The following is a 13,380-nucleotide window of genomic DNA, read 5'->3' as shown; positions in this document are numbered from 1 at the left end:
ACGGTTGCTTGGTTCGTTTAGAAACATAGATTTCCCAATAATCACCTATACCCTAATTCATAATAAGCAACTCATTTTAGGAAAATTGTATACTTGATGTATAATAATTGTAAAGTTAAGACGATTCGGACATATAAAGGGGCTGCTGGTCATCGACAACATCGACAAGATTTTTCAAATAGCGGGAGATGCACAGAAAACGTGGTCAGCCCTTTCTGTTCAAGACCGATTGGTACATATCAAAGCATTGAGAAAACGGATCACCTCAGAGTTGGATGAATGGGTTCGACTCGTTTACGAAGAAACAGGAAAGAGCGAAACCGATACTTTAGCAAGTGAGTTGTATGTGACGCTGGATGCAATGAAATATTACGAAAAAAGAGCAGGCAAGATGTTGAAAAAACGAAAGGTGAAAACACCGCTTACGTTTTGGGGAGAGAAGTCGTACGTATGTTACGAACCGATGGGTGTCGTGGCTGTGTTTTCCCCTTGGAATTTTCCGATTCAGTTGTCTCTACTTCCCGTCATCAGTGCCTTGATTGCCGGGAACACGGTTGTATTGAAACCGTCCGAGGAAGTTCCGGCAATCAACGATAAAATAGCCTCTACATTCCAAGCTGCTGGATTTCCGGAAGGTGTTGTACAAGTCGTCCAAGGAGAAGCGGATGTGGGTGAAGCCATCGTTAAAACGGGTCCTGACAAGATCTTCTTCACAGGAGGATTGAAGACGGGGAAGATTGTCAATCGGATGGCCGCAGAAGCGATGATCCCTTGCGATCTAGAACTGAGCGGGAAAGACCCGATGATCGTGTGTGAAGATGCAGAGCTGGACCGGGCAGCCAGAGCGGCTGTATGGGGATCGTTCTTCCATAGTGGACAAGTTTGCGTCAGTATCGAAAGGGTATACGTCCATAAAGATGTGTACGACCTTTTCCTTGAAAAAGTCATATCGCTCACGGAAGAACTGTCCACGAAAGATTATGGTCGTTTGACTACGGAAGGTGGATGGCAGGAAGTGAAAAGGCAAGTGGATGAAGCCGTACAGCAGGGGGCCAAACTTGCACTCGGAGGGACGAGTGAAGAGAGTGGTTATCCGCATTATCCACCGACCATCTTGACGAATGTGACACACGAAATGGACATCTTGCATACTGAGGTGTTCGGACCAGTCATGACTGTGATGCCATTTGAAAATGACGAAGAGGCGATCGAACTATCCAATGACTCAGAATTCGGATTGAATGCTAGCGTGTTTACTCAGAATCTCGATCGTGGACAGCAAATTCTCGAGCGTCTCGAGACAGGAAACGGATATGTGAATGGCGTAGTAAGAAACATCAGCAATATGAACCTTCCTTTCGGTGGGGTAAAAAGAAGTGGCCGTGGCAGGTATCATGCTGAGCACGGATTGCATACATTTTGTGAAACGAAATCAATCATGGTGAACAAAGGGAAGAAGAAAAACGACATCGCCTGGTTTCCATATAAAGAGCGGAATGCACAGTTCTTAAGGAAATTCATCAAAAAGTTGTACGGGTGATGCGGAAGAAAGGGACAGGAGCGAATGGTCGAACTATTGATATTCACATTACTCTGGCCGATTGGATTCCTACTGTTCCGTCGGCTGCCATTTCTCCATCATTCAACTCATTCAGAAATCGAGGGGATCTCCGTCTCTATCATTATTCCAGCACGGAATGAGGAGAGAAACATCACCACATTACTTGAATCTCTGAAGGAACAGGATTTAGAGAACGTTGAAGTCATAGTGGTGGATGATGATTCGGATGATCGGACTTCTGAGGTAGCGAGAGACGCAGGTGCAAAAGTGGTCCGTGCACCGAAGTTGCCAGCAGGTTGGTTCGGCAAGCCATGGGCGTGTTGGAATGGTGCAAATATGGCGAGCGGAGAAGTATTTGTGTTCCTTGATGCAGATATCAGTTTGTCCAAGAATGGGTTGAAGAAGATTTTACATACGTACCGTGAAAATGGTGGATGTATGACGATTCAACCTTATCATGTTGTCAAAAAACCTTATGAGCAGCTGTCAGCCTTGTTCAACCTGGTTGTCGTAGCTGCGTTCAGTTTGACGAAAGAGGAGGGCGCATATGGCCCCTGTCTCGTTTGTGAAAGGGATGACTATTTCCGGGTAGGTGGACATGAAACGATCCGTTCGGAAGTGCTCGAGAACTTTTCATTGGCACGCAAGTTCGGCTCGATGGGCATGAACGTGCGAGGATTGATCGGTAAAGATGTCCTATCTGTCAGAATGTATCCGGAAGGTTTTACACAGCTGATCGGTGGCTGGAGTAAGCATTTTGCAAGAGGAGCTGGGTCGACGCCACTCACGTCTTTATTAGCCGTCATAGCCTGGGTAGCTGGCGGTTTCTCCTTGTTTATGAATGCTTCGTTGTTATGGCGTACAGAAGGGATAGGGATCCCATTATGGTTTAGCTTGCTTTATCTTGCTTACGTTGTTCAAATGGGTTGGATGCTGCGTCAGGTAGGCTCATTCCGATGGTACACCGCTCTCTTTTATCCCATTCCTTTTATCTTTTTTTTCATCGTTTTCATCCGTTCCCTTTTCTTCACATTCATGAAAAAGAATGTGACCTGGAAAGGGAGGGACCTTCCGACGAATAAGTAAGATGAAAAACATCATTAAGTAGGAGGCTCAATCATGAATGTCACTTTGAATGTTTTCGAAGAACTGAAGGGAATCTTGAAAGATGAACAGGTAACGATGAACGAAACCATTTTGCAACAGCATAGCAAGGATGAATCCTATCACACACCTCACACACCCGATATCGTTGTGTATCCTGAAAGTTCGGCGGAAGTTCGTGAAATTGTAAAAGTAGCAGACAAACATGGTGTGCCGATTGTTCCTTTCGGAGTCGGTTCCAGCCTTGAAGGACACGTTATTCCTTACGACAAAGGCATTACGATCGATTTTACACTGATGAACAAGATTCTGGAGGTAAGGGAAAAAGACTTCCTTGTTAAAGTTCAACCTGGTGTCACGCGTATGCAGTTGAACAAAGAGCTGAAAAAGTATGGTCTCTTCTTCTCTGTAGACCCGGGAGCGGATGCGACGTTAGGTGGTATGGCTGCTACAAATGCCAGCGGGACGACGTCTGTTCGATATGGTGTCATGCGGGATCAGGTAAGAGATTTGGAAGTCGTTCTACCAGATGGTGAAATCATACATACAGGCAACATGGCCCAAAAATCTTCATCTGGATACAACTTGAACAGCTTGTTCGTCGGATCAGAAGGGACACTTGGGTGCATTACAGAACTGACATTGAAGGTGTTCGGAATCCCTGAACATATCGTTGCCGGTCGTGCATCGTTCCCGACTGTTGATGATGCTGTTGCAGCAGTCGTGTCTACTTTACAAGCAGGAGTGCCGATTGCTCGAGTCGAGTTGGTGGATGAAATCTCGATCCGTCAGACGAACCTGTACAATGAAACGACCTATGAAGAACAACCGACGTTGTTTTTAGAGTTTCATGGTAATGAGCCTGGTCTGAAGCATGACGTGGAGTTCACAAAGGAAATCGTTGCAGATCATGGCTGTAAGGAAATTGCTTTTGAAGAGGATAACGCAGCTCGGAATAAGTTGTGGGAAGCACGCCACACGCTCGCCTATGCGTTCATTCATGGACATCCTGGAAGGAAACAGATGGTCACAGACGTGTGTGTTCCGATTACAGAGCTTGCAGGTGCCATCAAGCATGCTCGGAATACGATGGACGAGCTTGGGCTGAACGGTGGTCTGCTCGGACACGTGGGTGATGGGAATTACCATGCGATCGTCATGATTGATTTGAATGATGAAGAAGAACTGTGGAAAGCTGACAGGTTGAATGAAGATATCGTCGAGTATGCCCTTGCGCGAGGTGGTACGTGTACCGGTGAACATGGCGTCGGGATCGGTAAAATGAAGTACCAGGAGCGGGAGCATGGGAAAGCTTTGCAAGTGATGGAGAAGATCAAGCTTGCGCTCGACCCGAAGGAAATCATGAACCCGCATAAATTGATTCATTTGAAAAAGTAGATGGCGAAGGACGACGTTGGGTCGTCCTTTTCTTTGTAGATCCGTTTGTTTAAGAAGATGTGGTCGTGTACAATTGCAAATTAGAAGCGATTTTTATTGAAAAAGGTGTTCATTATGAAAAAATACATTGTCGTTGGAGCTGGTATATTGGGCGCGTCGACTGCTTACCATTTAGCGAGAGCTGGGGCAGATGTCACGCTCATTGACCGCAATGACCGCGGACAGGCGACAGAAGCTGCAGCAGGAATCGTCTGCCCGTGGCTATCGCAGCGTCGGAACAAAGCCTGGTACCGTCTTGTAAAAGGTGGAGCGAAACACTATCCTGAACTGATCCGACAGCTTGAAGAGGATGGAGAGACGGAAACCGGTTATCGAAGAGTCGGTGCCATCAGCCTCCATACGGATGAAAAGAAGCTGGACAAGATGATTGAACGTGCTTTGAAGCGCAAGGAGGATGCACCTGAAATCGGTGAGATCACGAAATTGACCCCTGCTCAAACGAAAGCACTCTTCCCGCCTCTGTCAGAAGAATACGCCTCGGTATATGTAAGCGGGGCTGCGCGGGTGAATGGTAAGGCGTTAAGAGATGCTTTGATCCGTTCAGCTCAAAAGAATGGAGCGAAAATCCTTCGCGGAGATGCGTTCCTTTTACATGAGGGAAATCAAGTTACCGGAGTAGTGGTAGATGGTGAAAAGTATGTCGCTGACAAGGTGATGCTTACGACTGGAGCGTGGTCGAAGGAACTTCTCGAAACGGTCGGTTACACGTATCATCTATCTTCCCAACGGGCACAGATCGTCCACCTGGAAATTCCCGATGAAGACACGAGTGACTGGCCAGTCGTGATGCCGCCGACCAACAAATACTTACTCAGTTTCGATGACGGCAGGATCGTCGTCGGTGCGACACATGAGGACGATGTCGGGTTCGACCATCGAGTAACAGCTGGTGGGATTCAGGAAATCCTGAATCAAGCACTCGACATCGCACCTGGACTGAAAGACACCACACTTCTTGAAACGAGAGTCGGATTCCGTCCGTTCACACCTGGGTTCCTTCCAATCATCGGTCCAGTTCCTGAGGTGGAAGGGTTGCTGATTGCGAATGGTCTCGGAGCATCAGGACTAACGAGCGGCCCTTACCTCGGAGCTCAGCTGGCTAAATTGGCAAGAGGAGAAGAAGTGGAATTAGAGCTGTCTGAATATGATGTGAATGGCGCGATTGAAAAGAATCAATGATGAGCTAGAAGCCTTCTCAGTTGAGGAGGCTTCTTTATTTATGGAAAGCAAGCACCTGAAACAGAAATCAACTACTCTCAAGAGTATATACAACCATAGTCGTAGAAGAGTCTTAGAGAATTCGTACATCCATTTTTGTAGGGAAAGTTCAATCCCCGTTCCGACGAAAAACAGCTCCAAGCCCAATAAACTAAGAGTAAGCAAACTAGAAAAAATAAGGAGTGTTTTCATATGAACGAAACACAAGTTGTCATGATTACTGGCGCATCAAAAGGATTAGGTCGAGCCGTTGCAAGGGCTTTCGCCAAGCAAGGAGCAAATTTAGCAATCTGTGCAAGAGGCGAAGTGAAACTGCAGGAAGTGGCTAAAGAACTGGAGGCTCTTGGAGCTGAAGTACTGGCGGTAACCGCAGATGCGAGTGATGCACGAGACATTGAGCGATTCGTCTCTTTAACAGAAACGACGTTTGGAAGGATCGATGTGCTCATCAATAACGCCTCCAAGCTAGGTCCGAGCCCAATGCCATACCTGGCAGACTATCCGAGTGATGAGTTTCTCGAAGTTCTGCGCGTCAATGCAGCAGGTCCATTCATGCTGACAAAGAGAGTACTTCCAGGCATGTTGCAAAGAGATCGTGGCTCCATCATCAATGTCACCTCAGAAGCAGGGAATGTCGGATATGCTGGATGGGGCGCATACGGTGTATCCAAATTTGCCTTGGAAGGGGTAACAGGCATATGGGCTGATGAAGTTTCCGAAACCGGAGTGCGAATTAATATGGTTGATCCTGGTGAAATGAACACGGAGATGCACGACTTGGCAGTACCAGACTGTGACTACGAATTGGCAGAACCGGAAGATTTGACGGATGTATTTCTGTACCTAGCCTCTCTGGAATCAAAAGAAAACGGACAAAGACTTGAAGCACAGAGCTTTGTTCTGGAAAAGGGGTGAGTCGGATGGCACTTGCAGCAAAGAATCCAATCGAGTTTGAACTACCAAACGAACTGAATGCGGTCGGGCCCCCTGAAGCGAAAGGATTGAGGAGGGACCATGTGAAACTGATGGTGCTCGATCCTGCAACCGGAGAGACTGAGGATGACGTTTTTCCGAATCTCGAAAACCATCTGAAACCGGGCGATCTTCTCGTTATGAATCTCAGTCGGACCTTGCCGGCCTCTTTTAAAGTGGATCTCAAGAGGTGTGGCGAAACGATCGCTGAAAATATTGAAGTTCGGCTTGGGCAAAGGAAGAGCAATTCTGTTTGGCGTGTTCTGTTTGTGGATACGAAGGTCCGACAAGGAGACGAGGTCGTCTTTTCACCGAATTTGAAGGCTTATGTACGTTCCAGAAAATCGAATCAACCTCTTATGACGATCTGTTTCTCGTTGAAAGGGAACTCCCTTTACAATGAGCTATACACGTTAGGAGAACCGATTCGGTATGAGTACATCCATGAAAATTGGGGGCTCGACCTGTATCAGACAGTCTATGGAACGGTGCCGGGCTCGGTGGAGATGGTTTCCGCAGGAAGAGCTCTAAGCTGGGAGATGTTGTTACGGTTGAAAAAGCGAGGCATTCAGCTTGCGGACATCACACTCCATACTGGACTCAGTTACTTTGGGAATGACCAATGGCATGTCGGTCCGTCTGATAGCTTAGAGGAATATGAAGTTCCGACAGACACAATCGAGAAAATTAGACGGACGAAACAAGCTGGTCATAAGGTGATTGCCATTGGGACGACGGTCGTTCGTGCACTTGAATCGGCAGTCGATGCTGAAGGGACCCCGGTTGCAAAACGTGGTTGGACGAATCTCCATATCCATGAGGATTATGCTTTACAAGTGGTCGATGGATTGTTGACCGGATTCCATGAGCCGAAAGCGAGCCATCTCGATATGCTGTCCGCCTTCGTAGTACCGGAGCGGTTGAAAAAGGCGTATAGAGAGGCGATCAGAAAACGATATCTCTGGCATGAATTCGGGGATATGAATTTGATTTTAGCGAGGGATGAAGATGAACATGCATCACCTGGGCATTGAAACGCAAAGGTTGGATGAGTCGATTGAGTTTTACAAGAAATTTGGCTTTGAAGTGGAGTCGATTATGGAGTTGCTCGGAGAAAAACTGGTCTTCCTGAAGTTAGGTGTGTTTCAGCTCGAGTTGGTGTTAGTCGAAGAGAGTCTAAAACTCTCAAACAATAAACATATCGCTTTTGAAGTGGAGGACTTGGATGTCTTTTTAGAAGAGCATGCTGAATTGAATGTGAGCGAAGGCCCTTACCAGTTAGACAATGGATGGAAGAATGTTTTCATCCTCGGTCCGAGTGGTGAAAGCATCGAATTGCTACAAACGCATTGAAACGGACGTCATCATGGCGTCCGTTTTTTGTGCTGACGAGCTTTTAAATATAAAATAATCGGAATATTCGATATAATGAAGTTAATTTTACATATTCAAGGGGGCGGTTTCAATCGTTTCAACACAAGCTCAGATTGTGAAAGAGAAATTAGAAGCAGCGACTCAGCTCATGGATCAGGAGGAAATTGACACATGGCTCATTCTAACGAGAAAGGGATATGATCCGAGTCTGCCTTTTGTCACCGATATGGATACGGATCATCTAACAGCCTACTTCATACATAAGAGCGGAGAGCATGTCGCAATCGTATCAGAAGAAGATTACGATTTCTTCAAAGGAACAGGCGTCTACTCGAATGTAAAAACCTATTCGAGCCATATGGATGAAGTGTTTGTTAAAGTGTTCAACGCTTATGAGCCGAAAAAATTAGCACTTAACATTTCACTGTATGACCACCTTTATGATGGGCTTTCATTAGGCTTATATCAGTGGATTGAAAGGTTGATAGGTTCCGAAAGACTGAAAGAGATTGAAGTCTCAAGCGAACCGATCGTCCAACCTTTACGATGTATCAAATCACCAGCGGAAACCGAGGCTGTCCAAACGGCCGTCAATCATACGACTGATATTTTCGAGGCTGCATTCGAACAAATGAAAGTCGGGATGACCGAGAAGGAAATCGGGAAGCTGTTTGTCGAGGAGATGAAGAAAAGGGGCGTAACGAATGGATTAGGCGAACCATTTGATTTACCGCTCGTATGTATCGTTCGTTGTGGGCTTGCTCATAGGAAACCCGGGGACCACATTGTTGAACCTGGTGATACCGTCATCATCGACTTCAGTTTGCGCGCAGAGAGTGGGTATGTTTCAGACATTGCACGGACGTGTTATTTCCTGAATGAAGATGAAGATTCCGCGCCTCAAGATGTGCAAGCTGCTTTTAATGCCTCAGTGGAAGCGATATCGGCTTCGATCGAAGCTTTGACTCCTGGTAAAAAAGGACATGAGGTTGATGCGGTTGGCCGGTCCGTGATTGAGTCACACGGATATCCGACGATCCGTCATTCGGTCGGGCATCAAGTCGGACGTGCCACACATGATGGCGGAACGATCCTTGGACCAAGAAAAATGCCACCGCGCCCTCAAGTGGAAGGGGTCATTCAAGCGGGTGAAATCTATGCGATAGAACCGACAGTCATTCAAGACGACGGTCTTCCATGCATTTTGGTAGAAGAAAATGTGCTTGTTACGGATCAAGAACCAGTCGTGTTGAGCAAACGTCAGCTTGAGCTCGTGACAATCCCTTATGCGGTGGTGAAGCAGAAATGAAATATGTGGATTTGAAAAACAACCTACAAAATGCATCGGAACTCTTACAGAATGAACAGATTGATCTTTGGCTTATTTTCACAAGTGAAGGGAGCGATCCTTGTTTACCGTACGTGACAGGAGTGGAGACAGTCGGACCAGGTGCATTTCTGTTCACTGCGGACAATAGAAGACTCGCAATATGCAGTACAATTGACGCTCAAGACATCCGGGAGTGCGGCTTGTTTGATGAGGTGCGCACGTATCAAGGTGATTTAGAAGAGGTGTTGAAGAGGACGGTGAAAGAACTTGGATCTTCCAAGATCGCCCTCAACTTTTCAGAAAACCATGCAATTGCTGACGGTCTGACGGTCGGCCGTTTCAGGTGGCTGAAGGAAATGCTGCCGTTCGTACCTGAAGAGGCATTTGTATCCTCCGAAGATGTATTGTTACGGATTATCGAAAAGGAGCCGAGTCGATGAAAGCAGAAACGATCATCGTCGGTGCAGGCATCATTGGCTGTTCCATCGCTTACCATCTTGCGAGAAATGGGATGACAGATGTCATTGTCATCGACAAAGGCGGGATTGCTTCAGGAATCACCGGCATCTGTCCAGGCGGGGTGAGACAGCAGTGGGGCACGAAGATCAATTGTGAAATGGCAAAAGCTTCGGTATCGTTTTACCAAAATATTAATGAGGAACTCGATCCGGAATATGAAATCAAATACAGGGAAGTCGGTTACCTATACACCTTCCATAGTGAAGATGCGTTAACAAGGTACGAAGCGCAACATCAGCTCCAGCTGGAGTGCGGCATACCGACTCAACTTCTGACTCCGGTTGAAGCGAAAGGGATCATACCTGGATTGAACACAGATTCTGTCCTCGGAGCATCTTTTTGTCCGACAGATGGTTTTGCGGATGACGCTTACCATGTGACGAACAGTTTTGCTGATGCGGCCAAACGTATGGGTGTCCGTTTTATCAATGACGAATTGACCGATGTTCATGTACAGGACAGACGGATCACTGGCGTTGAAACGGTAAAAAGAGGGAGGATGGACTGTGAGCATCTCATCAATGCTGCAGGGTTGGGAGCGAAGCAGATTGCTAGTCTCGTAGGGATCGACCTGCCAATTGTTGAAGAAACGAGAAGAATCCTTTACACAAACCGGGTGGAAGAACGAGTGCTCGAGCCGTTGCTCGTTTCATTTGAAAAAGGATTTGCCGCGAAGCAGCTGACTGACGGGACCCTTTATTTGAGTTACCTTGGACCGGACCAGCAACATCCCTATAATTCTTTCTCGTTTCAGTTGAGGGCAGCGGAAGTGGGGATCAAGTTGTTCCCGAAATTGGAAGAATTGGAGTTTCGGAGTCATGTCGATGGACGCTATGATTCCACTCCGGATCACCAGGTGATCCTCGGTGATGTTGATGGGATTGAAGGGTACTGGCAAGCGGTCGGCATGAGTGGACACGGCTTCATGATGGCCCCTGCGATCGGGAGAGCGATGGCTGAATCAATGTTGAATTTATCTTCAACCATAGATGTGTCCTCATTGCACTTCCGTAGATTTGCAAACAATCAACTTGTAAAAGAACCGAGCGTAGTTTAAGGAGGAATGGATTTGCGAACGTTTATTATGGAATTTCCGAATGACAATATTGAAATCAGGGCGACTTTACTGGATGATAAATCCCCCAAAACGTGCGACGCCTTCTGGGATGTCATCGAGAAACCACTAGAAACTGCCGGGAAGCATGCGATGTATACGGGAAAAGAAATTTCTGTCCAGTTCCCTGCAGATTTATGTGAAAAGACGGATCTGCATGAAGTGAGACCAGAGAATCAAACGTGCTTTCCACAGCCGGGGGAACTGCTTTTTACATATGTAGGCGCGTATGCATGGGGAGGAATGCCGAAAGCGATTTATGATGTCGGCTGTTTCTATGGACCGGATGCACGGACGTTTTTCCCGATGGGCTGGCTTCCTGGGAACCGGTTTGCAAAAGTTTGGGAAGAAGACCTGGAAAAATTCGCAGAAATGGGTGCGAAAACCGGTAACGAAGGCATTCAACCGATGATTTTTAGGAGAGGGTGACAAAAACGGATGGAATTGCACTTAAAAGTGGTGATCTCAGGACTAAAAGAAGGGTGACCTTGCCAATATGCGGTGTGATTTCTCGAAATCAGAGCTTCATTTCCCGATTTTCACACATCGTCTCTCGAAATTCGCTCATCGTTTCCCGAAATTACAGCTTCGTTTTGCCAAATAGGTCAATTTTACTATATGAAAAAAGAGAGCCTTCCACAAATCTAACTTTTGGGAACAGCTCTCATTATAAGTGGAAAGTCAGGCTCTCGGGAGCCTGACTTTTCATTTTAATTTTTGACTAAGGTATAACCGATGGATTCAAGTGCTTGATTGAGGTCTGCTTTTACCATCAGCTGATCAAAATCACTGTTCTCTCTGACTGCCATCATGGCAAGGTCAGGGCGCATACCTGTCAATATGGTTTTCACGCCTAATAGTTTTAAGGACTTTCCGATTTTCATCAAGTTGACAGTGCTGTTCGAGTCTATGCTGATGAGTCCGGAAAGATCCAGAATGAGATATTCCAGCGTGTGATGGACGCTTTCTTCCAAGCTGATTTCCAAAATACGTTCAGTGCGCTCTTCATCCACATCTCCAATGACTGGCAGAATGGCAACTTCGTCGGAGATTGGGACAAATGGAACAGCCAGCGTTTGAATCTTTGAATGTGCCATTTCCAAATCCAACACATTTCCTAATAGGTTTGCCATTGCTTCAAATAGGTCGATATGATCATCTGTAAAATGATGCGGACGAAGATCCATACCGCATAGTGTTCCGAAGTTCTCGCCGTTACTATAATAGATTGGCATGCCGATTAAAGAACCGCCGCCCAAACTTTTAGTGACAGCCATATCCTTAGTAGAGTCATGCTCAAGTAGATTTTCGATGATAAGGGGTTCACGACCACCTTTTACGATGAATTGTCAGTAGGAATCACGGTAAAGTGTTTCAAATCCTGATTCAAGAACCACTTCATCGCGGTTGAAAGATTGGATGATCTCTACATCGTGTTGATCGTTTTTCGCCACAAAGAAAGTATTCACGTCAACAAAACGGCTGATCAGTTCGAGTACGTCTTTGGAAGCTTCTTCAATATTGGAATAAGACGAGGTCTTCGTTAATGTCATTTTATCACCCTTTATAATGAATAGTGGTGTCGAATTTATTCGAAATATACAAAAATATCTGTAAGTCTATAGTACAATGGTAACTTATTTCTAAGCTTTTGGATAGGGAATTGTATCGGTAAAAAGAAATGGAGAACGATTCCTCGTTCTCCATTTCTACATTTTTAACCACCAATGTGCGACATCTCGACTTTGGTTTTTCGTTTCGTATGATGGGTTCGTTCTTCAGAATAACGGTCTGTACGATGTGACCAGATATTATCGATCAAGTTCATCATTTCTTCATCGCTATATCCGTTTCTTAATGGACCGCGCAAATCATGTCCTTTTACCGAAAATAAACAAGTGTAGAGTTTACCTTCTGCGGATAGTCTGGACCGATTGCAAGCGGAGCAAAATGCATCCGTTACAGAAGAAATAATTCCGATTTCATCGTCTGAGTCGACATACCGGTAACGGGTTGCTACTTCTCCTGTATAATTTGGTTGGATTGGTTCAATCGGCATGACATCATTGATTCGGTTTATGATCTCTTTCTTCGAAAAAACATCATCCATTTTCCAACCATTGGAGTTGCCGACATCCATATACTCGATGAATCTTAGGATATGTCCTTGTTGTCTGAAATACTTTGCCATAGGGATGATATCCTCATCGTTGACCCCTTTTTGTACGACCATATTCATCTTGATGGACAGTCCTGCGGCTTTCGCAGCTTCTATTCCTTTCAGTACAGTCTCAACTGATACATCACGACCGTTGATTTTTTTGAAACGTTCGTCATCAAGCGTATCTAGACTGATGGTCACACGGTCCAGCCCTGCATTTTTTAGCTGATCAGCAAATTTAGGTAACAGGGAACCGTTCGTCGTCATAGCAATGTCCTCAATACCCTCAATAGAAGAGAGTTGAGAAATGAGTACTGGGAGATCGCGCCTCATCAAAGGTTCTCCACCCGTGATCCGCAATTTTTTTATCCCGGCTCGTTTACGGAACAATTTTGCTAGTCTCGTAATCTCTTCAAAACTAAGCAGCATGTTTTTCTTCAAAAACTCATAATTCGGTCCGAACACTTCTGCTGGCATGCAATAATGACACCGAAAGTTACAACGATCGGTTACAGAGATTCGTAAATCCCGTAAAGGGCGGTTATGTTGGTCCAAGATGTTCATGCGAT

14 protein-coding genes are annotated in these 13,380 nt (G+C 45.9%); 11 read left to right on the top strand and 3 right to left on the bottom strand.

The window, feature by feature from the left end:
* The first annotated feature begins 100 nt into the window (after positions 1-100).
* The 11 genes from ACSVDE_RS12465 to ACSVDE_RS12415 all read left to right on the top strand — a co-directional run bounded on the left by ACSVDE_RS12465 (position 101) and on the right by ACSVDE_RS12415 (position 11,079).
* The gene (locus tag ACSVDE_RS12465; RefSeq protein ID WP_439301990.1) at positions 101-1,540 is read left to right on the top strand and encodes an aldehyde dehydrogenase family protein; all 1,440 of its coding nucleotides are present in this window, start codon (positions 101-103) and stop codon (positions 1,538-1,540) included.
* Between the two features lie 24 nt (positions 1,541-1,564).
* Complete coding sequence (locus ACSVDE_RS12460; RefSeq protein WP_439301210.1) at positions 1,565-2,647, top strand: glycosyltransferase; 1,083 nt, start codon at positions 1,565-1,567, stop codon at positions 2,645-2,647.
* 33 nt (positions 2,648-2,680) lie between these two features.
* Complete coding sequence (locus ACSVDE_RS12455; protein ID WP_439301209.1) at positions 2,681-4,063, top strand: FAD-binding oxidoreductase; 1,383 nt, start codon at positions 2,681-2,683, stop codon at positions 4,061-4,063.
* Between the two features lie 114 nt (positions 4,064-4,177).
* Entirely contained in the window at positions 4,178-5,302 is a 1,125-nt protein-coding gene (locus ACSVDE_RS12450) for an NAD(P)/FAD-dependent oxidoreductase (protein ID WP_439301208.1), read from the top strand.
* 231 nt (positions 5,303-5,533) lie between these two features.
* Positions 5,534-6,256 (top strand): SDR family NAD(P)-dependent oxidoreductase, encoded by a 723-nt coding sequence (locus ACSVDE_RS12445; RefSeq protein ID WP_439301207.1) that lies wholly within the window; start codon positions 5,534-5,536, stop codon positions 6,254-6,256.
* Between the two features lie 5 nt (positions 6,257-6,261).
* Positions 6,262-7,347, top strand: coding sequence for an S-adenosylmethionine:tRNA ribosyltransferase-isomerase (locus tag ACSVDE_RS12440; RefSeq protein WP_439301206.1), 1,086 nt, complete (start codon positions 6,262-6,264; stop codon positions 7,345-7,347).
* Complete coding sequence (locus ACSVDE_RS12435) at positions 7,322-7,666, top strand: VOC family protein (protein WP_439301205.1); 345 nt, start codon at positions 7,322-7,324, stop codon at positions 7,664-7,666. Before ACSVDE_RS12440 ends, ACSVDE_RS12435 begins: the two co-directional genes overlap by 26 nt.
* Before the next feature lie 136 nt (positions 7,667-7,802).
* Positions 7,803-8,996, top strand: a complete 1,194-nt coding sequence (locus tag ACSVDE_RS12430; protein ID WP_439301204.1) for a M24 family metallopeptidase — start codon at positions 7,803-7,805, stop codon at positions 8,994-8,996.
* Positions 8,993-9,457, top strand: coding sequence for an aminopeptidase P family N-terminal domain-containing protein (locus ACSVDE_RS12425; protein ID WP_439301203.1), 465 nt, complete (start codon positions 8,993-8,995; stop codon positions 9,455-9,457). Before ACSVDE_RS12430 ends, ACSVDE_RS12425 begins: the two co-directional genes overlap by 4 nt.
* Positions 9,454-10,593 carry an NAD(P)/FAD-dependent oxidoreductase gene (locus tag ACSVDE_RS12420; protein ID WP_439301202.1) on the top strand — a complete coding sequence of 380 codons (1,140 nt, stop codon included), beginning with the start codon at positions 9,454-9,456 and terminating at the stop codon, positions 10,591-10,593. Before ACSVDE_RS12425 ends, ACSVDE_RS12420 begins: the two co-directional genes overlap by 4 nt.
* Positions 10,594-10,605: 12 nt before the next feature.
* Entirely contained in the window at positions 10,606-11,079 is a 474-nt protein-coding gene (locus tag ACSVDE_RS12415) for a DUF3830 family protein (RefSeq protein ID WP_439301201.1), read from the top strand.
* A 281-nt stretch (positions 11,080-11,360) separates the two neighbouring features.
* Here the strand turns inward: ACSVDE_RS12415 and ACSVDE_RS12410 are convergent, their stop codons facing one another.
* The 3 genes from ACSVDE_RS12410 to moaA all read right to left on the bottom strand — a co-directional run bounded on the left by ACSVDE_RS12410 (position 11,361) and on the right by moaA (position 13,375).
* Positions 11,361-11,966 carry an STAS domain-containing protein gene (locus ACSVDE_RS12410; RefSeq protein ID WP_439301989.1) on the bottom strand — a complete coding sequence of 202 codons (606 nt, stop codon included), beginning with the start codon at positions 11,964-11,966 and terminating at the stop codon, positions 11,361-11,363.
* 33 nt (positions 11,967-11,999) lie between these two features.
* A complete protein-coding gene (locus ACSVDE_RS12405) occupies positions 12,000-12,203 on the bottom strand; it encodes a hypothetical protein (protein ID WP_439301200.1) in 204 nt (67 codons plus the stop codon).
* Positions 12,204-12,367: 164 nt separating this feature from the next.
* Positions 12,368-13,375, bottom strand: coding sequence for a GTP 3',8-cyclase MoaA (gene moaA, locus ACSVDE_RS12400; RefSeq protein ID WP_439301199.1), 1,008 nt, complete (start codon positions 13,373-13,375; stop codon positions 12,368-12,370).
* Positions 13,376-13,380 lie beyond the last annotated feature (5 nt).

Source organism: Pseudalkalibacillus sp. Hm43, from assembly GCF_051842935.1.
Lineage (GTDB): Bacteria > Bacillota > Bacilli > Bacillales > Fictibacillaceae > Pseudalkalibacillus.
Note: the sequence above shows the minus strand (reverse complement) of the source record. Positions and strands in the feature narration are given on the sequence as shown.